The sequence below is a fragment of the Kocuria soli genome, assembly GCF_003797835.1.
Taxonomy (GTDB): domain Bacteria; phylum Actinomycetota; class Actinomycetes; order Actinomycetales; family Micrococcaceae; genus Kocuria; species Kocuria soli.
In genome coordinates, this window is sequence record NZ_RKMF01000006.1 from 47,374 (window position 1) to 69,762 (window position 22,389).

Genomic DNA, 22,389 nt, shown 5'->3' on the forward strand with positions numbered 1-22,389 from the left:
GGGAGATTCCGCGTTGTCGCGGCGGCGAACCGTCGGCTACACCTCAGAAGGGACACACCGTGGCACTTGACGTGCTTACCGACCTCAAGAAGGTCCGCAACATCGGCATCATGGCGCACATCGATGCCGGCAAGACGACCACCACCGAGCGCATCCTGTTCTACACCGGCATCAACCACAAACTCGGCGAGACGCACGACGGCGCCTCGACGATGGACTGGATGGAGCAGGAGCAGGAACGCGGCATCACGATCACGTCCGCGGCTACCTCGTGCTACTGGCACGACAACCAGATCAACATCATCGACACCCCGGGCCACGTGGACTTCACCGTCGAGGTGGAGCGTTCGCTGCGCGTGCTCGACGGCGCCGTCGCAGTGTTCGACGGCAAGGAGGGTGTCGAGCCCCAGTCGGAGACCGTGTGGCGTCAGGCCGACAAGTACGACGTTCCCCGCATCTGCTTCGTCAACAAGATGGACAAGCTCGGCGCGGACTTCTACTTCACCGTCGACACCATCATCAACCGCCTCGGCGCCAAGCCGCTGGTTCTCCAGCTGCCCATCGGTTCCGAGTCGGACTTCGTGGGCGTCGTCGACCTGCTCACCATGAAGGCACTGGTCTGGGAGGGTGACTCCAAGGGCGACGTGTCCCTGGGCGCCTCCTACCAGACCCAGGAGATCCCGGCCGATCTGCAGGATCGCGCCGAGGAGTACCGCAACAACCTGATCGAGGACGTCGCCGAGGCCGACGACGAGCTCATGGAGAAGTACCTGGGCGGCGAAGAGCTGACCCTGGACGAGCTCAAGGCCGGCATCCGCAAGCTGACGATCAACTCCGAGGCCTACCCGGTCCTGTGCGGTTCCGCGTTCAAGAACCGCGGCGTGCAGCCCATGCTCGACGCCGTGATCGACTTCCTGCCCTCGCCGCTGGACGTCCCCGACGTCCAGGGCCACGCGGTCAACGACGAGGAAGAGGTCATGACCCGCCCCGCGGACTCGACCGCTCCGTTCTCCGCGCTGGCCTTCAAGGTCGCCACCCATCCGTTCTACGGCACCCTGACCTACACCCGCGTGTACTCGGGCAAGGCCAAGGCCGGCGAGCAGGTGCTGAACTCGACCAAGGGCAAGAAGGAGCGCATCGGCAAGCTGTTCCAGATGCACTCCAACAAGGAGAACCCGGTCGAGGAGATCCAGGCCGGCCACATCTACGCGGCCATCGGTCTGAAGGACACCACCACGGGCGACACCCTGTGCGATCAGGCGAACCCGATCGTGCTCGAGTCCATGTCCTTCCCCGCCCCCGTGATCTTCGTGGCCATCGAGCCGAAGACCAAGGGTGACCAGGAGAAGCTGTCCACGGCCATCCAGAAGCTCTCGGCGGAGGACCCCACCTTCACCGTGTCCCTGAACGACGAGACCGGCCAGACCGAGATCGGCGGCATGGGCGAGCTCCACCTGGACATCCTGGTGGACCGGATGAAGCGCGAGTTCAAGGTCGAGGCCAACGTGGGCAAGCCCCAGGTGGCCTACCGCGAGACCATCAAGAAGGCCGTCGAGAAGGTCGACTACACCCACAAGAAGCAGACCGGTGGTTCCGGTCAGTTCGCAAAGGTGCAGGTCTCCTTCGCCCCGATCGAGCTGGACGCCGAGGAGCTCTACGAGTTCGACAACGCCATCACGGGTGGCCGCGTCCCGCGCGAGTACATCCCCTCCGTGGATGCCGGCATCCAGGACGCCATGCAGTTGGGCGTGCTGGCCGGTTACCCGGTGGTCGGTGTCAAGGCCACCCTGGTCGACGGCGCCTACCACGACGTCGACTCCTCGGAAATGGCATTCAAGATCGCCGGCTCCATGGTGTTCAAGGAAGGTGCCAAGCGCGCCAACCCGGTCCTGCTGGAACCGCTCATGGCCGTCGAGGTCCGTACTCCGGAGGAGTACATGGGCGACGTCATCGGTGACCTGAACTCCCGCCGTGGTCAGATCCAGTCCATGGAGGACGTCACGGGCGTCAAGTTGGTCAAGGCCAACGTGCCGCTGTCGGAGATGTTCGGCTACATCGGCGACCTGCGTTCCAAGACCCAGGGCCGTGCCGTGTACTCGATGCAGTTCGACTCGTACTCAGAGGTCCCCAAGGCCGTCGCGGACGAGATCATCCAGAAGAACCGCGGCGAGTGACTCGCTGACGCGGCGGGTCGAGGTCATCGACCCGCCGCGTCGTCCGGGCCCGGCCCGGAACACCTCGAGGGTCCGTCCCGCCACCTGAGGCGGTGGGACCGCCCTCCACCCCCAGGAATCGATTTTCACCAATCGGTCCACCCGACTACACTTGCAGAGGTTTCTGTCCGCTGCAGCGCCTCTTGACCCCGCGCCAGCGGGCACGCAAGGTTTCCAACACGCTCCAGCATCACGTTTCTAGGAGGAACAACTATGGCGAAGGCCAAGTTCGAGCGCACCAAGCCGCACGTCAACATCGGCACCATCGGCCACGTCGACCACGGCAAGACCACGCTCACTGCCGCCATCTCCAAGGTTCTGGCCGACAAGTACCCGGACCTCAACGAGCAGCGCGATTTCGGCATGATCGACTCCGCTCCCGAGGAGCGCCAGCGCGGCATCACGATCAACATCGCGCACATCGAGTACCAGACCGAGAAGCGTCACTACGCCCACGTCGACGCCCCGGGTCACGCCGACTACGTCAAGAACATGATCACCGGTGCAGCTCAGATGGACGGCGCCATCCTGGTGGTTGCTGCAACTGACGGCCCCATGGCCCAGACCCGCGAGCACGTTCTGCTGGCCCGCCAGGTGGGCGTCCCCACCCTGCTGGTCGCGCTGAACAAGTCCGACATGGTCGATGACGAAGAGCTCCTCGACCTGGTCGAGATGGAGGTCCGCGAGCTGCTCTCCGATCAGGGCTTCGACGGCGACAACGCTCCCGTTGTCCGCGTCTCCGCTCTGAAGGCTCTCGAGGGCGACGCCGAGTGGGTCAAGTCCGTCGAGGACCTCATGGAGGCCGTTGACGAGTTCATCCCGGACCCCGTCCGCGAGACCGACAAGCCCTTCCTCATGCCCATCGAGGACGTCTTCACCATCACCGGTCGTGGCACCGTTGTGACCGGCCGTGCCGAGCGTGGCACCCTGCCGATCAACTCCGAGGTCGAGATCGTCGGCATCCGCCCGATCCAGAAGACCACCGTGACCGGTATCGAGATGTTCCACAAGCAGATGGACGAGGCGCTGGCCGGCGAGAACTGTGGCCTGCTCCTGCGTGGCCTCAAGCGCGACGACGTCGAGCGTGGCCAGGTCGTGTGCAAGCCGGGTTCCATCACTCCGCACACCAACTTCGAGGCGAACGTCTACATCCTGTCCAAGGACGAGGGTGGCCGTCACAACCCGTTCTACTCGAACTACCGTCCGCAGTTCTACTTCCGGACCACCGACGTCACCGGGGTCATCACCCTGCCGGAAGGCACCGAGATGGTCATGCCCGGTGACAACACCGAGATGACCGTTGAGCTGATCCAGCCCATCGCCATGGAGGACGGCCTCGGCTTCGCCATCCGTGAGGGTGGCCGCACCGTCGGCTCCGGCAAGGTCACCAAGATCATCAAGTGATCACTCACTGACTGATCTGGACCTCGGGCCACCGGCCCGATCCGGACACAGCACAGGGCCCCGCACCGATTCGTCGGCGCGGGGCCTTGTGCCGTGTACTGCCCGTGCATGACCTCGACCACAGGGACACGCCCGGGGTTGCGGCGGGCTCGGACGCCGTGGCAGGATAGACGCTGTTGTTCGCAAGCCGTGGCATGTCCGCGGGTGGTGATTCCCGGTTGTCATCGAGAATCCACAGCCGCCCGGACGTCACGGACGAACCCGAGAACGACCACCCCGCATTCACAACACGGCAACGGCATGCGCACGGCGCATGTACGACACGCCCGAGCGCGGGGGACGGTGCTTCGGTGGGGCGAGGAACCCGGGACACCGGATTCGGCCCACGCGAAGCGGCACTCACCGGAGTGCCACACACAAGGAGCTTCGAGCTCCGTCACAGGGAAGTACTTGAAGAAAGAGAGTCACGACGCCATGGCGGGACAGAAAATCCGCATCCGGCTGAAGTCCTATGACCACGAGGTCATTGACGTCTCGGCCCGCAAGATCGTCGAGACGGTGACCCGTGCCGGCGCAACCGTCGTCGGCCCCGTGCCGCTGCCGACCGAGAAGAACGTGTACTGCGTCATCCGCTCGCCGCACAAGTACAAGGACAGCCGCGAGCACTTCGAGATGCGTACGCACAAGCGGCTGATCGACATCGTGGACCCGACGCCGAAGGCTGTCGACTCGCTCATGCGACTCGACCTGCCGGCCGACGTCAACATCGAAATCAAGCTCTGATAAGGACCGCAGACGCAATGACTACGACTTACGAACGCCAGATGAAGGGCATTCTGGGCAAGAAGCTCGGCATGACCCAGGTCTGGGACGAGGACGGAAAGCTCGTCCCGGTCACCGTCGTGCAGGCCGACACCAACGTCGTGACTCAGCTTCGCACCGCCGACAAGGACGGCTACTCCGCCATCCAGATCGGCTACGGTCAGATCGACCCCCGCAAGGTGACCAAGCCGCTGGCCGGTCACTTCGAGAAGGCCGGTGTGACTCCCCGCCGCCACGTCGTCGAGGTCCGCACCTCCGACGCCGGCGAGTACGAGCTCGGTCAGGAACTTTCCGTTGAGCTGTTCGAGGCCGGCCAGTTGGTCGACGTCGTCGGCACGACCAAGGGCAAGGGCACCGCCGGTGTCATGAAGCGCCACGGCTTCGCCGGTGTGGGCGCCTCCCACGGTCAGCACAAGAACCACCGCAAGCCGGGTTCGATCGGTAACGCCTCCTTCGCCGCCCGCGTGTTCAAGGGAATGCGCATGGCAGGCCGGATGGGCCACGACCGACACACGACCATGAACCTCAAGGTCCAGGCCGTTGACGCCGAGAACTCCCTGCTGCTCATCAAGGGCGCCCTGCCGGGCCCCAAGGGTTCGGTCGTCCTCGTCCGCACCGCCGTGAAGGGAGCCTGATAAGCCATGGCAACAGAGACCATCAACGTGGAACTGCCCGCCGAGATCTTCGACGCCAAGACCTCCGTGCCGCTGATGCACCAGGTCGTCGTCGCCCAGCTGGCTGCCGCCCGTCAGGGCACCCACAAGACCAAGCGCCGCGGTGAGGTGTCCGGTGCCGGACGCAAGCCGTTCAAGCAGAAGGGCACCGGCCGCGCCCGTCAGGGTTCGATCCGCGCCCCGCACATGACCGGTGGCGGCATCGTGCACGGCCCCGTGCCGCGCGACTACTCGCAGCGCACCCCCAAGAAGATGAAGGCCGCCGCTCTGCGTGGCGCCCTCTCGGACCGCGCTCGCCACAACCGCATCCACGTCGTGGCCGAACTGGTCGCGGGAGAGACCCCCTCGACCAAGGCCGCCAAGGCTGCTCTGGCCGGGCTGACCGAGCGCAAGAACCTGCTCGTCGTGCTCGACCGCCAGGACGACGTCGCCGCGCTGTCGGTGCGCAACCTGGAGAACGTGCACAGCCTGTACGCCGACCAGCTCAACACCTACGACGTGCTGGTTGCCGACGACGTGGTCTTCACCAAGGCCGCCTACGACGCATTCGTCGACGCGGCTCAGACCGGCAAGAAGCAGGAGGACGCCAAGTGAGCGTGACCTACAAGGACCCGCGTGACGTCATCATCGCGCCTGTTGTCTCCGAGAAGGCCTACGGCCTGATCGACCAGGGCCAGTACACCTTCTTCGTCGCCAACGACGCGAACAAGATCGAGATCAAGCAGGCCGTCGAAGCGATCTTCGACGTCAAGGTTGCCTCGGTCAACACCGCCAACCGCGACGGCAAGCGCAAGCGCACCCGCTTCGGCTGGGGACAGCGCAACCGCACCAAGCGCGCCATCGTGACCCTCTCCGAGGGCACCATCGACATCTTCGGAGGCCAGGGCTGAACGCCCTAAGGCCACACCTATCGAGGAATTTCAAACATGGCTATTCGTAAGCACAAGCCGACGACGCCGGGCCGCCGTGGCTCGTCCGTCGCGGACTTCGCAGAGATCACCCGATCGACTCCGGAGAAGTCCTTGCTGCGCCCGCTGCCCAAGAAGGGCGGACGCAACAACCTGGGTCGCATCACCACCCGTCACAAGGGCGGTGGCCACAAGCGCCAGTACCGCGTGATCGACTTCCGTCGGCACGACAAGGACGGCGTGGACGCCAAGGTCGCTCACATCGAGTACGACCCCAACCGCACCGCACGCATCGCACTGCTGCACTACGTGGACGGCACCAAGCGCTACATCGTGGCGCCGAACCGTCTCAAGCAGGGCGACGTCGTCGAGAGCGGCCCCGGTGCCGACATCAAGCCCGGCAACAACCTGCCGCTGCGCAACATCCCCGTCGGTACCGTGATCCACGCCGTGGAACTGCGGCCCGGTGGCGGTGCCAAGCTCGCCCGTTCCGCGGGCGCCTCCGTGCAGCTGGTCGCCAAGGAAGGCAAGTACGGTCAGCTCCGTCTGCCCTCCGGTGAGATCCGCAACGTCGACGTGCGCTGCCGCGCGACGATCGGCGAGGTCGGAAACGCCGAGCAGTCCAACATCAACTGGGGCAAGGCCGGCCGCAACCGCTGGAAGGGCGTCCGCCCGACCGTGCGCGGTGTGGTCATGAACCCTGTCGACCACCCCCACGGTGGTGGCGAGGGCAAGACCTCCGGTGGCCGTCACCCCGTCAACCCGAACGGTAAGCCCGAGGGCCGTACCCGTCGCCCCAACAAGGAAAGCGACAAGCTGATCGTCCGCCGTCGCCGTACCGGCAAGAACAAGCGCTAAGGGAGCCTGAACCATGCCACGCAGCCTGAAGAAGGGCCCTTTCGTCGACCAGCACCTTTTCGTGAAGGTGGCCAAGGAGAACGAGAAGGGCACCAAGAACGTCATCAAGACGTGGTCGCGCCGCTCGATGATCATCCCCGACATGCTCGGGCACACGATCGCCGTGCACGACGGCCGTAAGCACATCCCGGTGTTCATCACCGAGTCCATGGTTGGTCACAAGCTCGGTGAGTTCGCTCCCACGCGCACTTTCCGTGGCCATGTGAAGGACGACAAGAAGGGCAAGCGCCGCTGACCCTCTCGGTCCAGCAGCGTTTAGCACTTCGTCAAGAGACGAGAAGAGGAAAGCAATGGAAGCCAAGGCATCTGCGCGGTACGTCCGCGTGACGCCGATGAAGGCCCGGCGCGTCGTCAACCTGATCCGGGGCCAGCAGGCACACGAGGCACTGGCCATCCTGAAGTTCGCCCCTCAGGGTGCTTCGGAGCCGGTGTTCAAGGTTCTGTCGTCCGCAGTGGCCAACGCCCGCCAGGCAGCCGACCGTCAGGGCCTGCCCTTCCGTGAGGAAGAGCTGGTCGTGTCCGAGGCATTCGTGGACGAGGGACCGACCATGAAGCGGTTCCGCCCGCGTGCCCAGGGCCGCGCCTACCGGATCAACAAGCGCACGAGCCACATCACCCTGGTCGTGGCCACCCCGGAGAACGAGGAGGTCCGCTAAGTGGGACAGAAGATCAACCCCAACGGTTTCCGACTGGGAATCACCACGGACCACGTCTCGCACTGGTTCGCTGATTCCACGAAGGAAGGCCAGCAGTACAAGGACTACGTCCGTGAGGACATCCAGATCCGCAAGCTGATGGACACCGGCATGGAGCGCGCCGGTATCTCGAAGGTCGAGATCGAGCGCACCCGTGACCGTGTCCGCGTCGACATCCACACCGCCCGGCCGGGCATCGTCATCGGCCGCCGCGGCGCCGAGGCTGATCGCATCCGCGGCGAGCTCGAGAAGCTCACCGGCAAGCAGATCCAGCTGAACATCCTCGAGGTCAAGAACCCCGAAGCGGATGCCCAGCTGGTTGCCCAGGGTGTCGCCGAGCAGCTGGCCTCCCGCGTGGCCTTCCGCCGCGCCATGAAGAAGGCCATCCAGTCCGCGCAGCGTGCGGGCGCCAAGGGTATTCGTATCCAGTGCGCCGGCCGTCTGGGCGGTGCGGAGATGTCCCGCTCGGAGTTCTACCGCGAAGGCCGTGTGCCCCTGCACACCCTGCGCGCGAACATCGACTACGGCTTCTTCGAGGCCAAGACCACCTTCGGCCGTATCGGCGTGAAGGTCTGGATCTACAAGGGCGATCTGACCGACAAGGAACTGGCTGCTCAGGAAGCTGCCGCTCCCTCCCGCGGCCGTGGCGGCAACGACCGTCGCGGTGGTGGCGAGCGTCGTCGTCGCAACGACCGTAATGACCGTGGTGGCCGCCGCGGGGAGCGCACCGAGCGCACCGCGGAGGCCCCTGCCGCCGAGGCCCAGGCCCCGGCGTCCAACGCAGAGGGTGGTAACTGATGCTCATCCCCCGTCGTGTGAAGTATCGCAAGCAGCACCACCCCAAGCGGAGTGGTATGGCAAAGGGCGGCACCGAGGTCACCTTCGGTGAGTGGGGCATTCAGGCCCTGACCCCGGCCTACGTCACCAACCGGCAGATCGAGGCAGCTCGTATCGCCATGACCCGCCACATCAAGCGTGGCGGCAAGGTCTGGATCAACATCTACCCGGACCGTCCCTTGACCAAGCGCCCCGCCGAAACCCGTATGGGTTCCGGTAAGGGCTCGCCCGAGTGGTGGGTCGCCAACGTCAAGCCGGGTCGCGTGATGTTCGAGCTCGGCGGTGTGTCCGACGAGGTCGCTCGCGAGGCCCTGCGCCTGGCGATCCACAAGCTCCCCATGAAGGCACGCATTGTGCGTCGCGAAGGCGGTGAATGATCAATGGCTGTTGGATCCAAGGATCTGAGCATTGAGAAGCTCGAAGAGCTCGACAACGACGCTTTGTACACCGAGCTGAAGAAGGCCAAGGAAGAGCTGTTCAACCTGCGCTTCCAGTCGGCGACCGGTCAGCTCGAGTCCAACGGCCGCCTCAAGGCCGTCAAGCGTGACATCGCCCGCATCTACACGGTTCTGCGCGAGCGCGAGCTCGGCATCCGTGCCACGAACACCACCGATGAGGATGATGCCAAGTGACCGAGCAGGCACAGAAGACCGAGGAGCGCGGCTACCGCAAGACCCGCCGTGGCTACGTCACCTCGGACAAGATGAACAAGACCGTCGTCGTTCAGCTGCAGGACAACGTCAAGCACGCCCTGTACGGCAAGGTCATGCGTCGCACCAAGAAGGTCAAGGCCCACGACGAGGAGAACTCGTGTGGGATCGGCGACCTCGTGCTGATCGCCGAGACCCGCCCGCTGTCCGCGGACAAGCACTGGCGCGTCGTCGAGATCATCGAGAAGGCCAAGTGATCCCAGCGGCCCTTCGCCGCTAGATCGCCCCGACCGGCAACGGTTCGGCAACGGCCCGTACGCTCCCGCAACGGCGGGGGAGTGCGGGCCGTTGTGCTGCTCACACAAGACTGCCCGCCCTGGGTTCGCACGACGACGTCGTGGTAAGGTTGACGTCTTGTGTGGGCAGTTCTATGCCCTCACCCCTCTGCTCTTTCGTGCCAGCGCATAATGCCCGCAACGTCCTTGCGCCTTCGGGTTGCCAGGAATCGCCGCGAGTTCAGATGCTTCTGGCACGAATAGGCCGAGCCCCTGCCGCAGCGTGCGCGTCTTACGCACGACCAGAGGTGGAGGGGAATTTATCCGACGAGCTGTTCCGCTAGGCCCGCCCCTGCTCAACCGAAGGGTGCTGGAACCGGCGTGACGACAGGAGACAACAAGTGATTCAGCAGGAGTCGCGGCTGACCGTCGCCGACAACTCGGGTGCGAAGGAAATCCTGACCATCCGCGTTCTCGGTGGATCCGGTCGCCGCTACGCAGGCATCGGTGACACCATTGTCGCCACGGTGAAGGATGCCACCCCCGGCGGCAACGTGAAGAAGGGCGACGTCGTCAAGGCCGTCGTCGTTCGCACCAAGAAGCAGCGTCGCCGTCCGGACGGTTCCTACATCCGTTTCGACGAGAACGCCGCAGTGATCCTCAAGTCCGACGGTGACCCCCGCGGCACCCGCATCTTCGGCCCCGTGGGCCGCGAGCTGCGCGACAAGAAGTTCATGAAGATCGTCTCGCTGGCACCGGAGGTGCTCTGATGCCCAAGTTCAAGATCAAGACCGGCGACCTGGTCCAGGTCATTTCCGGCAAGAAGGACAACAAGGGCAAGCAGGGCAAGGTCCTGCGTGTCATCCCCGAGACCCAGCGTGTGGTCGTCGAGGGCGTCAACGTCGTGACGCGGCACAAGCGCGCCACAATGCAGGGTGAGTCCGGCGGCATCGAAAAGGTCGAGGCCCCGATCCACATCTCCAACGTGGCCCTGGTGGACCCCGAGACCAAGAAGCCGACCAAGGTCGGTTACCGCACCGAGACCGTCGAGCGCAACGGCCGCAACAAGACCGTGCGCGTTCGCGTGTCCAAGAGCACTGGTAAGGATCTGTGATGACCGAAACCACCGCCCCCAGCTTCAAGACCAAGTTCCAGGACGTGGTCGTCCCCGCTCTGCAGGAGCAGTTCAACTACTCCAACGTCATGGAGACGCCGCGCATCGTCAAGGTCGTCGTCAACATGGGTGTGGGTGACGCCGCCAAGGACTCCAAGCTCATCGACGGCGCCGTTCGCGACCTGACCGCCATCACCGGTCAGAAGCCCGTGATCAACCGCGCCAAGAAGTCCATCGCGCAGTTCAAGCTGCGTGAGGGAATGCCCATCGGCTGCCACACCACGCTGCGTGGCGACCGCATGTGGGAGTTCCTGGACCGCCTGGTGAGCCTGGCCCTGCCGCGTATCCGCGACTTCCGCGGACTCTCGGACCGCCAGTTCGACGGCAACGGCAACTACACCTTCGGCCTCACCGAACAGTCGATGTTCCACGAAATCGATCAGGACAAGATCGACCGCGTTCGCGGTATGGACATCACCGTGGTGACCACTGCCAAGACCGACGACGAGGGCCGCGCGCTGCTCAAGGCGCTCGGTTTCCCCTTCAAGACCAACTGACGACTACGTCTCAGGTCCCACGGGTGAAGACCCGGTGGGAAACCAAGACGAGGAAGGGCACGAGCCCACATGACCATGACAGATCCTGTCGCAGACATGCTGACCCGTCTGCGCAACGCAAACTCTGCCTACCACGACACCGTGAGCATGCCGTACTCCAAGCTCAAGGGCCGGGTTGCAGAGATCCTCAAGACCGAGGGCTACATCGCCGACTGGTCGGAAGAGCCGGCCAAGGTCGGCAAGACCCTGGTCCTGACCCTCAAGTTCGGTCCGCAGCGTGAGCGTTCGATTGCCGGCGTCCGCCGTATCTCCAAGCCGGGCCTGCGCGTTTACGCCAAGTCCACCAACCTGCCGCGCGTTCTGGGCGGGCTGGGCATCGCCATCCTCTCGACCTCTTCCGGTCTGCTCACCGACAAGCAGGCTGCCAAGAAGGGCGTGGGCGGCGAGGTCCTGGCCTACGTCTGGTGATCCGGTAGCAGAGAAAGGAAGGAAGAGAACATGTCACGTATTGGACGTCTCCCCATCTCTGTGCCCGCCGGCGTCGAGGTGAAGATTGACGGCTCCCAGGTGTCCGTGAAGGGCCCCAAGGGGGAGCTGAACCACACGGTGTCCGCACCGATCGAACTGTCCCAGGAGGACGGCACGATCACGGTCACCCGTCCCAACGACGAGCGCGAGTCCCGCTCCCTGCACGGCCTGACCCGCACCCTGATCCAGAACATGATCGTGGGTGTGACCGATGGCTACAGCAAGGGTCTGGAGATCGTCGGCACCGGTTACCGCGTGCAGGCGAAGGGCCAGAACCTGGAGTTCGCTCTGGGCTACTCGCACCCGATCACCTTCGAGGCCCCCGAAGGCATCGAGTTCGCCGTCGAAGGCGCCAACAAGGTGACCGTCAAGGGCATTGACAAGCAGCAGGTCGGCCACGTGGCCGCCAAGATTCGCGGTCTGCGCGCCCCCGAGCCCTACAAGGGCAAGGGCGTCCGCTACGCGGGCGAGCAGATCCGCCGCAAGGCCGGAAAGGCAGGTAAGTGATCATGGCTCTGAGCATCAAGGGCAAGTCCAAGGCCGCACAGCGTGCGCGCCGGCACGCCCGCGTTCGCAAGTACGTCACGGGCACTGCCGAGCGTCCGCGCCTGGTCGTGACCCGTTCGACCCGGCACATGTTCGTGCAGGTCATCGACGACACCCGCGGCGTCACCGTTGCATCGGCCTCCACCATGGAAGCCGAGCTGCGTGGCTCCGAGGCTGACAAGTCCGAAAAGGCAAAGCGCGTGGGCGAACTGGTCGCCGAGCGTGCGAAGGCCGCTGGCATCGAGGCCGTCGTGTTCGACCGCGGAGGCAACAAGTACCACGGTCGAGTGGCTGCCGTCGCCGACGGCGCCCGTGAGGGAGGTCTGGCACTGTGAGCGAGCAGAACACCGAGAACACCGAGAACGTGGCAGCCGAGGCTGGCACCGAGTCCAACACCGCAGCCGGCAACGAACGTGGCGGCCGTGGTGAGCGCAACGAGCGCGGTGGCCGCAACAACGACCGCGGCGGCCGTGGTGGCCGTGGCGAGCGTGGCGGCCGTGGACGTGAGCGCGACGAGGAGAAGGACAAGTTCCTCGAGCGCGTCGTGACCATCAACCGCGTTGCCAAGGTCGTCAAGGGCGGCCGTCGCTTCAGCTTCACCGCACTGGTCGTCGTCGGCGACGGCGACGGCATGGTCGGCGTCGGCTACGGCAAGGCCAAGGAAGTTCCCGCGGCCATCTCCAAGGGAGTCGAGGAGGCGAAGAAGAACTTCTTCCGCGTCCCGCGCGTCGAGAAGCGCACCATCCCGCACCGTGTGCAGGGTGAGGCCGCTGCCGGTGTGGTCATGCTGCGTCCGGCAACCCCGGGTACCGGTGTCATCGCCGGTGGTCCGGTGCGTGCGGTCCTGGAGTGCGCGGGCATTCACGACGTTCTCTCGAAGTCCCTCGGGTCTTCCAACCAGATCAACATCGTGCACGCGACCATCGAGGCTCTTCGCCAGCTCGAGGAGCCGGCGGCTGTCGCGGCTCGTCGTGGCCTGCCCATGGACGAGGTCGTTCCCGCCCCGCTGCTGCGCGAACTCCAGCAGAAGGCAGGTGCGTGATGACGCAGAAGCGAATCCAGGCCGACGGCCGGGAGCTCAAGATCACCCAGATCCGCTCCATGGTCGGGCAGAAGCAGAACATGCGCGACACCCTTCGTTCCCTGGGCTTGAAGAAGCCCGGCAACGTCGTGGTTCGCAAAGCCGATGAGGCGACCGCGGGCATGATCAACACCGTGGCTCACCTCGTGACGGTTGAGGAGGCCTGAGCATGGCTGAGAACACTGAGAACGTCGCCGAGAACATCTCGACGGACGGCACCACCAAGGACGCCCTGAAGGTCCACCACCTCAAGCCGGCCCCCGGCGCCAAGAAGGCTCGCACCCGTGTGGGCCGTGGTGAGGGTTCCAAGGGTAAGACCGCCGGTCGCGGTACCAAGGGCACGAAGGCTCGTTACCAGGTGAAGCCCGGCTTCGCCGGTGGCCAGCTGCCGCTGCACATGCGCCTGCCCAAGCTGCGCGGGTTCACCAACCCGTTCCGCGTGGAGTACCAGGTCGTGAACCTGGACCGCCTGGGCGAGCTGTTCCCCGAGGGGGGCACCGTCGGCATAGAGGAGCTCGTGGCCAAGGGCGCGGTTCGCAAGAACCAGCCGGTCAAGGTCCTCGGCGACGGCGAGATCTCTGTGGTGGTCAACGTGACCGCCAACAAGTTCTCCACCTCCGCCGCGGAGAAGATCGCCGCCGCCGGTGGCTCCACCACCACTGCGTGATCACTGACGCGTCGTCGGGAATGTCCTGACGCGACCAAGGCCCTCACTTCCCCTCCGGGAGGTGAGGGCCTTGTCTCATACAGTGGCATTGACGGCATTGACGGCGTGCGCGGAGGCGAGACTGCAGTTTGATCGCTCCTGGCACCTTCAGCAGCGATCAAACTGCCCATTCGCCGGCGGAAACCCCGTGTGAGACTTCCCTCCCCGCGTAGATGCTGCGTTCCTTGACCGTTTCGTTAGACTTGCGGGGGCCAAGACGGCCCACTGCACGCATTGCACCGACGCCCGCTCGAGCAGCGCGCGGCCCGGCGGGTCGCCCAGGGGAGGGTTGGGGCTCATCAGCCCCGTCCGAATCCCACGCTCAACACGCGGGGCCGGCAACATGACCGGCCGGCCCACGGTCGAGACCAAGACCCTAGGAGAGATCTGTGCTCAGCGCTTTCGGTCGGGCGTTCACGACCCCCGAGCTGCGGACCAAGATTCTGTTCACCATCGGGATGATCGTGATCTACCGACTGGGTACCTTCGTTCCAGCCCCCGGCGTGGACTACGGCAACGTCCAGCAGTGTCTGGCATTGGGGAACACCTCGGGCGGGGTCTACGACCTGGTCAACCTGTTCAGCGGTGGCGCCCTCCTACAGGTCTCGATCTTCGCCCTGGGCGTGATGCCGTACATCACGGCCAGCATCATCGTGCAGTTGCTGCGCGTGGTCATCCCCAGGTTCCAGGAACTGCACGAGGAAGGTCCCCAGGGCCAGGCGAAGCTCACCCAGTACACCCGCTACCTGACCATCGGGCTGGCATTGCTCAATGCGACCACCGTGGTCTCCTTGGCCCGCAGCGGTCAGCTGCTCGCCGGTTGTCCTCTGCCCGTGATTCCGAACGACACGATCCTGACCACCTTGATCATCATCGTGACCCTCACCGCCGGTACCACGGTGATCATGTGGCTGGGTGAGCGCATCACGGACAAAGGCGTGGGCAACGGCATGTCCCTGCTGATCTTCACCTCGATCGCCGCGGGCTTCCCCACGGCACTGGGCCAGATCTTCAACACCAAGGGCTGGGGCCCCTTCTCCCTGGTCCTGCTGATCGGGCTGGTCGTGATCGTGTGCGTCGTGTTCGTGGAGCAGTCCCAGCGTCGCGTGCCCGTGCAGTACGCCAAGCGCATGGTGGGCCGACGGACCATCGGTGGATCGACGACCTACATCCCGCTCAAGGTCAACATGGCGGGCGTGATCCCGATCATCTTCGCGTCCTCGATGCTCATGCTGCCCGGGCTGGTCTCGCAGTTCGCCATGCCCACGGACGGTTCGCCGGTGCCGGCCTGGATCAACTGGGTCAACACCTACCTGGCCTCCGGGGACCATCCGGTATACATGGTGGCGTACTTCCTGCTGATCGTGTTCTTCACGTACTTCTACGTCTCGATCACGTTCAACCCGGAGGAGGTCGCCGGGAACATGAAACGCTACGGCGGATTCATCCCGGGCATCCGCGCCGGGCAGCCCACGGAGTCCTACCTGCGCTACGTCATCAACCGGATCACCCTCCCGGGTGCGCTCTACCTGGGTATCGTGTCCATGATCCCGTTGATCGCGCTGGTGCTGTTCAACGCCAACCAGAACTTCCCGTTCGGCGGACCGTCCCTGCTGATCATGGTGGGTGTCGGTCTGGACACCGTGAAGCAGATCGACGCCCAGCTCCAGCAGCGCCACTACGAGGGCCTCCTGCGCTGAGCCGCGGCTCACCGGGACACATTCACGACACGAAGCCAGAGAAGACGAGCAAGCAGGAGAGTGAACATGACCCGCATGTTGATCATCGGCCCCCCGGGCGCAGGCAAGGGCACCCAGGCGGTCCGCATTGCCGAGCGACTGGGCATCCCCGCGATCTCCACCGGAGACATCTTCCGGTTCAACATCAAGAACGGGACGGAGTTGGGCAAAGAGGCCCAGTCCTACACCGACGCCGGCAACCTGGTCCCCGATTCGGTGACCAACCGCATGGTCCGTGACCGCTTGGCCGAGGACGACGCGCAGAACGGCTTCCTCCTGGACGGGTACCCGCGCAACGCCGCGCAGGTCGAGGAACTCGACGCGATCCTCTCGGAGCGCGGTGAGAACCTGGACGTGGTGCTCAAGCTCAACGCCGAGACCGAGGAGCTCGTCCAGCGACTGCTGGGCCGCGCCGCCGAGCAGGGTCGAGCCGATGACACCGAGGACGTGATCCGGCACCGTCTGGACGTCTACGAAGAGGAGACGGCCGTCGTCGTCGACATCTACGACGCCCGCGGAATCGTGCGGGAGGTCGACGGCCTCGGCTCGATCGACGAGGTCACCGAGCGAATCGTGGCAGCCCTGGGCTGATCGGCCCAGCCACGTGCTGTTGCGTGAGGCCCCCGACCCGCGTCGGGGGCCTCACGCCTGGCCGGCCACCCGAGCCCCTCAGCGCTCACGACAACCACCCATCACCCTGTACCCACCCTGTACCGAGGAGAACCGCAGATGTTCGGTCGCCGCCGCATCGAGTACAAGTCCGATGCCCAACTGCGCACCATGGTCCGTGCCGGAGTCGTGACCTCCCGTGCCCTGGATGCCGCGGTGGCCGCCGCTCGCCCCGGGGCGAGCACGGCGGACCTCGACGCCGCTTTCCGTGAGGTCCTGGCCGCCAACGGCGCGACCTCGAACTTCCTGGGCTACTTCGGCTACCCGGCCACCGTGTGCGTGTCCGTCAACGACGAGGTCGTCCACGGGATCCCCGGTGACCGGGTGCTGCAGGAGGGCGACATCCTCTCGATCGACGGCGGCGCGATCGTGGACGGTTTCAACGGAGACTCCGCGCGCACCGTGATCCTGGGGGAGCCGAGTGAGTCGGATCGCCGCCTCTCGGAGGTGACCCGGGACGCGATGTGGCACGGCATCGCCGCCATGGCAACGGGTACTCACGTGGGGGACATCGGTGCTGCGATCGAGGACCGGGTACGGGCCCTGGCCGGGGAGAAGTACGGCATCCTGGAGGACTACGTGGGGCACGGCATCGGCTCCCAGATGCACATGGCACCCGACGTGCTGAACTACCGGTCCGGCCAGAAGTCGGCGGCCCTCAAGCCCGGGATGTGCCTGGCCATCGAACCCATGCTGGTGACCGGTGGGATCGAGACCAAGGTCCTGGAGGACGACTGGACCGTGATCACGACCGACGGCGGCCGGGCCTGCCAGTGGGAGCACTCCGTCGCCCGCCACAAGGGTGGCATCTGGGTGCTCACCGCCGAGGACGGAGGAGCCGCAGAGCTGGAACCGTTGGGCGTCACCCCCGTGCCCGTTCCGGAGCCCTGAACGGAGGGACGCCGACGACGTCGTCGGGCATCCCCGACCCCGTTCCGACCGGAACCCCTTTCGGACCCAACCTGTAGCCTCGAGACCACACACCGTGACCATTCAGGAGACACCGTGAGCGAGAACCGCACACCCCTGCCCGACCCCACCGTCGGCCCGGTGGGCTCCGACACCGCCCCCGCGAACGCTGCCGCGGACATCGAACAGGACTTCCGCAACACGGATCCCGATGCCGGCACCCCGGACACCCCGCGACCCGTTCCCGGCCAACTGGTCTTCAAGGCCGCGCGCCGGGGCAAGCCGCCGCGCCACATCGCCGACACGAACATGACCGGGCGCCGCGAGATGCTCAAGGAGATGGGGCACAAGCCCTTCCGCGCCGAGCAGCTCTCCCGGCACTACTTCGAGCGCTTCGCGGCAAAGCCTGAGGACATGACCGACCTGCCCAAGAACGGTCGCGACCAACTGGTGCACGACACCATGCCGGAACTCCTGCGAAGCGTGCGGACCTTGCACGCGGACAACGGGGACACCGTCAAGCGCGTCCACCGTCTCTACGACGGCGCACTCGTGGAGTCCGTCCTGATGCGCTACCCGAACCGGGTGACCATGTGCATCTCCTCCCAGGCAGGCTGCGGCATGAACTGCCCGTTCTGCGCCACGGGACAGGCGGGGCTCACCCGCAACCTGTCGGCGGCGGAGATCGTGGGCCAGGTGGTTGAAGGCATTCGGATGCTGCGCGACGGCGAAGTGGGACGGCGCGAGCAGGACCCGCTGCGGGTTTCGAACATCGTGTTCATGGGCATGGGGGAGGCCCTGGCCAACTACAAGGCCACCATGGAGGCGGTCCACAGGTTGATCGATCCCGCTCCCGAAGGTCTCGGCATCTCCGCACGCGGACTCACCATGTCCACGGTCGGGCTGGTGCCGGGCATGCGCAAGTTCACCCGGGAGGGGCTGCCCATCACCCTCGCCTTGTCCCTGCACGCCCCCGACGACGAACTGCGGGACGAACTCATCCCGATCAACACCCGCTGGAAGGTCGACGAGGCCCTGGACGCTGCCCGCGAGTACTTCGACGCCACGGGCCGCCGGATTTCCATCGAGTACGCGCTGATCCGAGACATCAACGACCAGGGCTGGCGGGCCGACCTGCTGGGGGAGAAGCTCAATGCGCGAGGACGGGGTTGGGTGCACGTCAACCCCATCCTGCTGAACCCCACCCCCGGGTCCAAGTGGACAGCCTCGCGCCGCGGTGTGGAACAGAACTTCGTCGAGCGTCTCCGCGCCCACGGCATTCCGACCACCGTGCGCGACACCCGCGGATCGGACATCGACGGCGCCTGCGGACAGCTGGCGGCCGCGAGCTAGCAAGGTCACACGAGCCGGGCCATCTCCCGTCTTGTCCCAGAGGGCAACCGCGCGTATTCTTGACTGCTGGTTGTCTGCGTCCTCCCATGCGCTCTGCCAGAACATCTCGACACTTCACACCGCTTGTGACCCCGTTCAGGGTTCGACGACGAGCCATGACGTGCGCGCGATGCGGGTGGAGCGGGAGGCCGCCACTAGAACCGAACCCCGCCCGGAGATCCACCGGGCACAGAAGTGAGCGGAGTACATGGCTAAAAAAGACGGAGTCATCGAGATCGAAGGCGCTGTGGTCGAAGCTCTCCCGAACGCAATGTTCCGGGTGGAGTTGGATAACGGACACATCGTTCTTGCCCACATCTCCGGAAAGATGCGCCAGCACTACATCCGAATCCTCCCCGAGGACCGGGTCGTGGTGGAGCTAAGCCCCTACGACCTCTCACGGGGTCGGATCGTCTACCGCTACAAGTGAGTTGCGGCGCAACGGGCACCCCGTTGCGTTGTCATCTCGAACAGCTAACGCGAAGGAATGCGATGAAGGTCCAGCCGAGCGTGAAGCAGATCTGCGACAAGTGCAAGGTGATTCGCCGTAACGGGCGAGTCATGGTGATCTGCGAGAACCCGCGCCACAAGCAGCGTCAGGGCTGATTCAGCCCCGATGCACAGCCCGCAACCGCGGGTGACATTGCACCGCTCCCGACCGGAGAGATTCAGGCGGGCACCCTCGGACAACAGAGGCCGAGGACCGCGGCACCGCAAGGACACCGTCCCTGCAGCCGGACCGCGGAAAGCGATGCTCCAGACCTCTGAGAACTAAGGAGAACCGCCACAATGGCTCGTCTCGCAGGCGTCGATCTGCCCCGCGAAAAGCGGATCGAAATCGCCCTTACCTACATCTACGGCGTGGGCCGCACTCGTGCGCTCGCGACTCTCGAGGCCACCGAGATCTCGGGAGACATCCGGGTCAAGGACCTCACCGATGCGCAGCTCGTCCAGCTGCGTGACTACATCGAGGGCAACTACAAGGTGGAGGGTGACCTTCGCCGTGAGGTGGCCGCCGACATCCGCCGCAAGGTCGAGATCGGCAGCTACCAGGGTCTGCGTCACCGCCGGGGTCTGCCCGTGCACGGTCAGCGCACCAAGACGAACGCCCGCACCCGTAAGGGTCCGAAGCGCACCGTCGCCGGCAAGAAGAAGTAAGTAACCGAAGATCCTTCGGCGAATCATCTCGCCCCTGGCTCAGACCAACACGGTTCAGACCACCTCGTTAGAGACCTAGCAGGAGAAGCTCAATGCCCCCAAAGACTCGTGCGACGGCCGCCCGCAAGCCGCGTCGCAAGGACAAGAAGAACATCACCTCGGGCCAAGCCCACATCAAGTCGACGTTCAACAACACCATCGTCTCCATCACCGATCCCAGCGGCGCAGTGCTGTCCTGGTCCTCGGCCGGTGAGATGGGTTTCAAGGGTTCGCGCAAGTCGACCCCTTACGCCGCTCAGATGGCCGCCGAGGCCGCTGCCAAGCGCGCCCAGGAACATGGTGTCCGCAAGGTTGACGTCTTCGTGAAGGGCCCGGGTTCGGGTCGCGAGACCGCGATTCGTTCGCTGCAGGCCACCGGCCTGGAGGTCGGCTCCATCCAGGACGTCACCCCCAGCGCCCACAACGGCTGCCGCCCGCCCAAGCGTCGTCGCGTTTGATCACTTGCACGCATCGCTGGTTGCCCCACCCAGGTAGGGGCGACCAGCGGTACGTGCATCACGCGGTTCGGGCCCGCCGGCCCCAACCCTCACACTTGAGAGTGCTCCACCACCTGCGTGCGTCATATAGCGGAGGCACGCTGAAAGGAACCATCAGTGCTCATCGCACAGCGCCCCACCCTTTCCGAAGAGGTCGTGGCCGACAACCGCTCACGGTTCTCCATCGAACCGCTCGAGCCGGGCTTCGGCTACACCCTCGGTAACTCTCTCCGTCGCACCCTGCTCTCCTCGATTCCCGGCGCTGCTGTCACCAGCATCCGGATCGACGGCGTGCTCCACGAGTTCTCGACCGTGGAAGGTGTCAAGGAGGACGTCACCGAACTCATCCTCAACATCAAGAAGCTCGCCGTCTCCTCGGAGGAGGACGAGCCGGTCGTGGCCTACCTGAACAAGCAGGGCCCGGCAGAGGTCACCGCGGCTGACATCCAGGTCCCCGCCGGTGTGGAGATCCACAACCCGGACCTGCACATCGCCACCCTGAACGCGAAGGGCAGCCTCGAACTCGAGCTGACCATCGAGCGCGGCCGCGGGTACGTGACCGCAGCCCAGAACAAGTCCGGCGACGCCGAGGTCGGCCGTATCCCGGTCGACTCGATCTACTCGCCGGTGCTCAAAGTGACCTTCCGCGTGGAGGCCACCCGTGTGGAGCAGCGGACCGACTTCGACCGCCTGATCCTGGACGTCGAGACCAAGGAAGCCATCTCGCCGCGTGACGCCGTCGCATCGGCCGGAACCACCCTGGTCGAGCTGTTCGGTCTGGCCCGCGAGCTGAACTCCGAGGCCGAAGGCATCGAGATCGGCCCGTCGCCGACCGACGCCGCGATGGCCGCCGACATGGCGCTGCCGATCGAGGACCTCGAGCTGACCGTGCGCTCCTACAACTGCCTCAAGCGCGAGGGCATCCACACCGTGGGTGAGCTCGTGACCCGCTCCGAGGCCGACCTGATGGACATCCGCAACTTCGGTGCCAAGTCCATCGACGAGGTCAAGGTCAAGCTCGTGGAGCTGGGCCTGGCCCTCAAGGACTCGCCCCCAGGTTTCGAGGCCGCCGCGCGTCCTGCGTCGATCGACGACGACAACCCGTTCGACGTCCAGCAGTAATCCTTACGACCTTCTTCTCCCGCCAAGGGGTCGCATCGACCGGGACGAACCGGGTCGAGGGCCTGAGCTGACGGGAAACACCCAGGAGACCAACCGATATGCCTACTCCCACGAAGGGCGCCCGCCTCGGCGGCAGCCCGGCACACGAGCGCCTCATGCTGCGCAACCTCTCGCAGCAGCTGTTCGAGCACAAGCGCATCACCACCACGGTGACCAAGGCCAAGCGTCTGCGTCCGCACGCCGAGCGCCTGATCACGGTCGCGAAGCGCGGTGACCTGGCCGCTCGTCGTCAGGTGCTCAAGCAGCTGACCGACAAGGCCGTGGTGCATGAGCTGTTCACCACGATCGCCTCCGCCATGGAGGACCGCCCGGGCGGCTACACCCGCATCACCAAGATCGGCAACCGCAAGGGCGACAACGCTCCCATGGCCGTGATCGAACTGGTCATGGAGCCGGTCGCCACCAAGGCCACCGTCGCCGAGGCCGAGGCCGCCACCAAAGCCCAGGCCCCCAAGGCCGTAGCCGAAGAGACCCCGGCTCCCGCGGCCGACGTCGTGAGCGATCCCTCGGCCTCCCTGGCCGAGGAGGGCGGCACAGCTGCCGTCGATCTCTCCGAGGAGACCCCGGCGGCCGTTGCACCGGCAACCGCAGGTGACACCGATGCCCAGGTCGAGACCCAGCCCGCCGAGGGCGCGGTCGAGGCCGACGAGTACGCCGGTTCCGCCAAGCCCCTCGAGTCCGGCGAGGCCCCCGAGGGCTTCACCATCAAGGGCAACAAGCAGTCCATGAAGTACCACGTGCCGGGCTCCCGTTGGTATGCGGGCACCAAGGCCGAGGTCTGGTTCGACACCAAGGCCAACGCTGAGGCTGCGGGTTACTCGCCCGCCGGCGGTGCTGCCGCCCAGAAGATGGACGGTGAGTGATCACTGCCTGAGG

At 65.4% G+C, this 22,389-nt stretch carries 32 protein-coding genes; all 32 read left to right on the top strand.

The annotated features are described in order from the left end of the window. The first annotated feature begins 59 nt into the window (after positions 1-59). The 32 genes from fusA to rplQ all read left to right on the top strand — a co-directional run bounded on the left by fusA (position 60) and on the right by rplQ (position 22,376). Positions 60-2,174, top strand: coding sequence for an elongation factor G (gene fusA / locus EDL96_RS06000; protein ID WP_123824900.1), 2,115 nt, complete (start codon positions 60-62; stop codon positions 2,172-2,174). 252 nt (positions 2,175-2,426) lie between these two features. Beyond that, positions 2,427-3,617, top strand: a complete 1,191-nt coding sequence (gene tuf, locus EDL96_RS06005) for an elongation factor Tu (RefSeq protein WP_123824901.1) — start codon at positions 2,427-2,429, stop codon at positions 3,615-3,617. A 474-nt stretch (positions 3,618-4,091) separates the two neighbouring features. Continuing rightward, entirely contained in the window at positions 4,092-4,400 is a 309-nt protein-coding gene (gene rpsJ, locus EDL96_RS06010) for a 30S ribosomal protein S10 (RefSeq protein ID WP_013349689.1), read from the top strand. 17 nt (positions 4,401-4,417) lie between these two features. Further along, a complete protein-coding gene (gene rplC / locus EDL96_RS06015; RefSeq protein WP_123824902.1) occupies positions 4,418-5,074 on the top strand; it encodes a 50S ribosomal protein L3 in 657 nt (218 codons plus the stop codon). 6 nt (positions 5,075-5,080) lie between these two features. Next, a complete protein-coding gene (rplD, locus tag EDL96_RS06020; protein WP_123824903.1) occupies positions 5,081-5,707 on the top strand; it encodes a 50S ribosomal protein L4 in 627 nt (208 codons plus the stop codon). Next, the gene (gene rplW / locus EDL96_RS06025) at positions 5,704-6,003 is read left to right on the top strand and encodes a 50S ribosomal protein L23 (protein ID WP_123824904.1); all 300 of its coding nucleotides are present in this window, start codon (positions 5,704-5,706) and stop codon (positions 6,001-6,003) included. The genes rplD and rplW overlap by 4 nt, the downstream gene beginning before the upstream one ends. Before the next feature lie 36 nt (positions 6,004-6,039). Beyond that, positions 6,040-6,879 carry a 50S ribosomal protein L2 gene (gene rplB / locus EDL96_RS06030; protein WP_123824905.1) on the top strand — a complete coding sequence of 280 codons (840 nt, stop codon included), beginning with the start codon at positions 6,040-6,042 and terminating at the stop codon, positions 6,877-6,879. A gap of 13 nt (positions 6,880-6,892) precedes the next feature. After that, a complete protein-coding gene (gene rpsS, locus EDL96_RS06035) occupies positions 6,893-7,174 on the top strand; it encodes a 30S ribosomal protein S19 (protein WP_047691968.1) in 282 nt (93 codons plus the stop codon). Positions 7,175-7,229: 55 nt separating this feature from the next. Then, the gene (gene rplV / locus EDL96_RS06040; RefSeq protein ID WP_123824906.1) at positions 7,230-7,595 is read left to right on the top strand and encodes a 50S ribosomal protein L22; all 366 of its coding nucleotides are present in this window, start codon (positions 7,230-7,232) and stop codon (positions 7,593-7,595) included. Next, entirely contained in the window at positions 7,596-8,432 is an 837-nt protein-coding gene (gene rpsC, locus EDL96_RS06045) for a 30S ribosomal protein S3 (RefSeq protein ID WP_123824907.1), read from the top strand. Further along, complete coding sequence (gene rplP, locus EDL96_RS06050) at positions 8,432-8,848, top strand: 50S ribosomal protein L16 (RefSeq protein ID WP_123824908.1); 417 nt, start codon at positions 8,432-8,434, stop codon at positions 8,846-8,848. The genes rpsC and rplP overlap by 1 nt, the downstream gene beginning before the upstream one ends. 3 nt (positions 8,849-8,851) lie before the next feature. Then, entirely contained in the window at positions 8,852-9,103 is a 252-nt protein-coding gene (gene rpmC, locus EDL96_RS06055) for a 50S ribosomal protein L29 (RefSeq protein WP_123824909.1), read from the top strand. Continuing rightward, entirely contained in the window at positions 9,100-9,378 is a 279-nt protein-coding gene (rpsQ, locus tag EDL96_RS06060; RefSeq protein WP_123824910.1) for a 30S ribosomal protein S17, read from the top strand. The genes rpmC and rpsQ overlap by 4 nt, the downstream gene beginning before the upstream one ends. A 419-nt stretch (positions 9,379-9,797) precedes the next feature. Then, positions 9,798-10,166, top strand: coding sequence for a 50S ribosomal protein L14 (gene rplN / locus EDL96_RS06065; protein WP_123824911.1), 369 nt, complete (start codon positions 9,798-9,800; stop codon positions 10,164-10,166). Further along, the gene (gene rplX / locus EDL96_RS06070) at positions 10,166-10,510 is read left to right on the top strand and encodes a 50S ribosomal protein L24 (protein WP_123824912.1); all 345 of its coding nucleotides are present in this window, start codon (positions 10,166-10,168) and stop codon (positions 10,508-10,510) included. Before rplN ends, rplX begins: the two co-directional genes overlap by 1 nt. Next, entirely contained in the window at positions 10,510-11,067 is a 558-nt protein-coding gene (gene rplE / locus EDL96_RS06075; RefSeq protein ID WP_123824913.1) for a 50S ribosomal protein L5, read from the top strand. The genes rplX and rplE overlap by 1 nt, the downstream gene beginning before the upstream one ends. A gap of 69 nt (positions 11,068-11,136) precedes the next feature. Further along, positions 11,137-11,535 (top strand): 30S ribosomal protein S8, encoded by a 399-nt coding sequence (gene rpsH, locus EDL96_RS06080; protein ID WP_123824914.1) that lies wholly within the window; start codon positions 11,137-11,139, stop codon positions 11,533-11,535. A gap of 30 nt (positions 11,536-11,565) precedes the next feature. Beyond that, positions 11,566-12,102 carry a 50S ribosomal protein L6 gene (rplF, locus tag EDL96_RS06085; RefSeq protein ID WP_123824915.1) on the top strand — a complete coding sequence of 179 codons (537 nt, stop codon included), beginning with the start codon at positions 11,566-11,568 and terminating at the stop codon, positions 12,100-12,102. Between the two features lie 2 nt (positions 12,103-12,104). Continuing rightward, a complete protein-coding gene (rplR, locus tag EDL96_RS06090) occupies positions 12,105-12,476 on the top strand; it encodes a 50S ribosomal protein L18 (RefSeq protein ID WP_123824916.1) in 372 nt (123 codons plus the stop codon). Beyond that, positions 12,473-13,183: a 30S ribosomal protein S5 gene (rpsE, locus tag EDL96_RS06095; protein WP_123824917.1), complete on the top strand. Its 711-nt coding sequence runs from the start codon at positions 12,473-12,475 to the stop codon at positions 13,181-13,183. The genes rplR and rpsE overlap by 4 nt, the downstream gene beginning before the upstream one ends. Beyond that, on the top strand, positions 13,183-13,389 hold the full coding sequence (gene rpmD / locus EDL96_RS06100) for a 50S ribosomal protein L30 (RefSeq protein WP_123824918.1): 207 nt from the start codon (positions 13,183-13,185) through the stop codon (positions 13,387-13,389). Before rpsE ends, rpmD begins: the two co-directional genes overlap by 1 nt. 2 nt (positions 13,390-13,391) lie before the next feature. Beyond that, entirely contained in the window at positions 13,392-13,889 is a 498-nt protein-coding gene (gene rplO, locus EDL96_RS06105) for a 50S ribosomal protein L15 (RefSeq protein ID WP_123824919.1), read from the top strand. Positions 13,890-14,317: 428 nt separating this feature from the next. After that, positions 14,318-15,628: a preprotein translocase subunit SecY gene (gene secY, locus EDL96_RS06110; protein WP_123824920.1), complete on the top strand. Its 1,311-nt coding sequence runs from the start codon at positions 14,318-14,320 to the stop codon at positions 15,626-15,628. A gap of 66 nt (positions 15,629-15,694) precedes the next feature. After that, positions 15,695-16,258 carry an adenylate kinase gene (locus tag EDL96_RS06115; protein ID WP_123824921.1) on the top strand — a complete coding sequence of 188 codons (564 nt, stop codon included), beginning with the start codon at positions 15,695-15,697 and terminating at the stop codon, positions 16,256-16,258. Between the two features lie 138 nt (positions 16,259-16,396). Further along, entirely contained in the window at positions 16,397-17,227 is an 831-nt protein-coding gene (map, locus tag EDL96_RS06120; RefSeq protein WP_123824922.1) for a type I methionyl aminopeptidase, read from the top strand. A gap of 198 nt (positions 17,228-17,425) precedes the next feature. Beyond that, entirely contained in the window at positions 17,426-18,598 is a 1,173-nt protein-coding gene (gene rlmN / locus EDL96_RS06125; protein ID WP_123825013.1) for a 23S rRNA (adenine(2503)-C(2))-methyltransferase RlmN, read from the top strand. A 247-nt stretch (positions 18,599-18,845) separates the two neighbouring features. Beyond that, positions 18,846-19,067 carry a translation initiation factor IF-1 gene (infA, locus tag EDL96_RS06130; RefSeq protein WP_047691983.1) on the top strand — a complete coding sequence of 74 codons (222 nt, stop codon included), beginning with the start codon at positions 18,846-18,848 and terminating at the stop codon, positions 19,065-19,067. Between the two features lie 62 nt (positions 19,068-19,129). Continuing rightward, positions 19,130-19,243 (top strand): 50S ribosomal protein L36, encoded by a 114-nt coding sequence (gene rpmJ, locus EDL96_RS06135; RefSeq protein WP_012397712.1) that lies wholly within the window; start codon positions 19,130-19,132, stop codon positions 19,241-19,243. A gap of 183 nt (positions 19,244-19,426) precedes the next feature. After that, complete coding sequence (rpsM, locus tag EDL96_RS06140; protein ID WP_123824923.1) at positions 19,427-19,795, top strand: 30S ribosomal protein S13; 369 nt, start codon at positions 19,427-19,429, stop codon at positions 19,793-19,795. A gap of 92 nt (positions 19,796-19,887) precedes the next feature. Beyond that, positions 19,888-20,292 (top strand): 30S ribosomal protein S11, encoded by a 405-nt coding sequence (gene rpsK, locus EDL96_RS06145; protein WP_047691985.1) that lies wholly within the window; start codon positions 19,888-19,890, stop codon positions 20,290-20,292. 156 nt (positions 20,293-20,448) lie between these two features. Then, a complete protein-coding gene (locus tag EDL96_RS06150) occupies positions 20,449-21,453 on the top strand; it encodes a DNA-directed RNA polymerase subunit alpha (RefSeq protein WP_123824924.1) in 1,005 nt (334 codons plus the stop codon). Positions 21,454-21,551: 98 nt separating this feature from the next. Continuing rightward, positions 21,552-22,376 carry a 50S ribosomal protein L17, sunset domain variant gene (rplQ, locus tag EDL96_RS06155; protein WP_123824925.1) on the top strand — a complete coding sequence of 275 codons (825 nt, stop codon included), beginning with the start codon at positions 21,552-21,554 and terminating at the stop codon, positions 22,374-22,376. The last annotated feature ends 13 nt before the right edge of the window (positions 22,377-22,389 follow it).

Excerpts from the sequence above, each read along its gene's own strand:
- rplC (WP_123824902.1), top strand. The coding sequence starts at position 4,418 with ATGACTACGACTTACGAACGCCAGATGAAGGGCATTCTGGGCAAGAAG.
- rplX (WP_123824912.1), top strand. The coding sequence starts at position 10,166 with ATGCCCAAGTTCAAGATCAAGACCGGCGACCTGGTCCAGGTCATTTCC.
- infA (WP_047691983.1), top strand. The coding sequence starts at position 18,846 with ATGGCTAAAAAAGACGGAGTCATCGAGATCGAAGGCGCTGTGGTCGAA.
- EDL96_RS06115 (WP_123824921.1), top strand. The coding sequence starts at position 15,695 with ATGACCCGCATGTTGATCATCGGCCCCCCGGGCGCAGGCAAGGGCACC.
- rpsS (WP_047691968.1), top strand. The coding sequence starts at position 6,893 with ATGCCACGCAGCCTGAAGAAGGGCCCTTTCGTCGACCAGCACCTTTTC.
- rplR (WP_123824916.1), top strand. The coding sequence starts at position 12,105 with ATGGCTCTGAGCATCAAGGGCAAGTCCAAGGCCGCACAGCGTGCGCGC.
- tuf (WP_123824901.1), top strand. The coding sequence starts at position 2,427 with ATGGCGAAGGCCAAGTTCGAGCGCACCAAGCCGCACGTCAACATCGGC.
- rpmJ (WP_012397712.1), top strand. The coding sequence starts at position 19,130 with ATGAAGGTCCAGCCGAGCGTGAAGCAGATCTGCGACAAGTGCAAGGTG.
- rpsK (WP_047691985.1), top strand. The coding sequence starts at position 19,888 with ATGCCCCCAAAGACTCGTGCGACGGCCGCCCGCAAGCCGCGTCGCAAG.
- rplE (WP_123824913.1), top strand. The coding sequence starts at position 10,510 with ATGACCGAAACCACCGCCCCCAGCTTCAAGACCAAGTTCCAGGACGTG.
- rpsJ (WP_013349689.1), top strand. The coding sequence starts at position 4,092 with ATGGCGGGACAGAAAATCCGCATCCGGCTGAAGTCCTATGACCACGAG.
- rpsM (WP_123824923.1), top strand. The coding sequence starts at position 19,427 with ATGGCTCGTCTCGCAGGCGTCGATCTGCCCCGCGAAAAGCGGATCGAA.
- rplP (WP_123824908.1), top strand. The coding sequence starts at position 8,432 with ATGCTCATCCCCCGTCGTGTGAAGTATCGCAAGCAGCACCACCCCAAG.
- rplB (WP_123824905.1), top strand. The coding sequence starts at position 6,040 with ATGGCTATTCGTAAGCACAAGCCGACGACGCCGGGCCGCCGTGGCTCG.
- rplV (WP_123824906.1), top strand. The coding sequence starts at position 7,230 with ATGGAAGCCAAGGCATCTGCGCGGTACGTCCGCGTGACGCCGATGAAG.
- rplD (WP_123824903.1), top strand. The coding sequence starts at position 5,081 with ATGGCAACAGAGACCATCAACGTGGAACTGCCCGCCGAGATCTTCGAC.
- rplO (WP_123824919.1), top strand. The coding sequence starts at position 13,392 with ATGGCTGAGAACACTGAGAACGTCGCCGAGAACATCTCGACGGACGGC.
- rpsH (WP_123824914.1), top strand. The coding sequence starts at position 11,137 with ATGACCATGACAGATCCTGTCGCAGACATGCTGACCCGTCTGCGCAAC.
- rpmC (WP_123824909.1), top strand. The coding sequence starts at position 8,852 with ATGGCTGTTGGATCCAAGGATCTGAGCATTGAGAAGCTCGAAGAGCTC.
- map (WP_123824922.1), top strand. The coding sequence starts at position 16,397 with ATGTTCGGTCGCCGCCGCATCGAGTACAAGTCCGATGCCCAACTGCGC.
- rpmD (WP_123824918.1), top strand. The coding sequence starts at position 13,183 with ATGACGCAGAAGCGAATCCAGGCCGACGGCCGGGAGCTCAAGATCACC.
- rplF (WP_123824915.1), top strand. The coding sequence starts at position 11,566 with ATGTCACGTATTGGACGTCTCCCCATCTCTGTGCCCGCCGGCGTCGAG.
- rplQ (WP_123824925.1), top strand. The coding sequence starts at position 21,552 with ATGCCTACTCCCACGAAGGGCGCCCGCCTCGGCGGCAGCCCGGCACAC.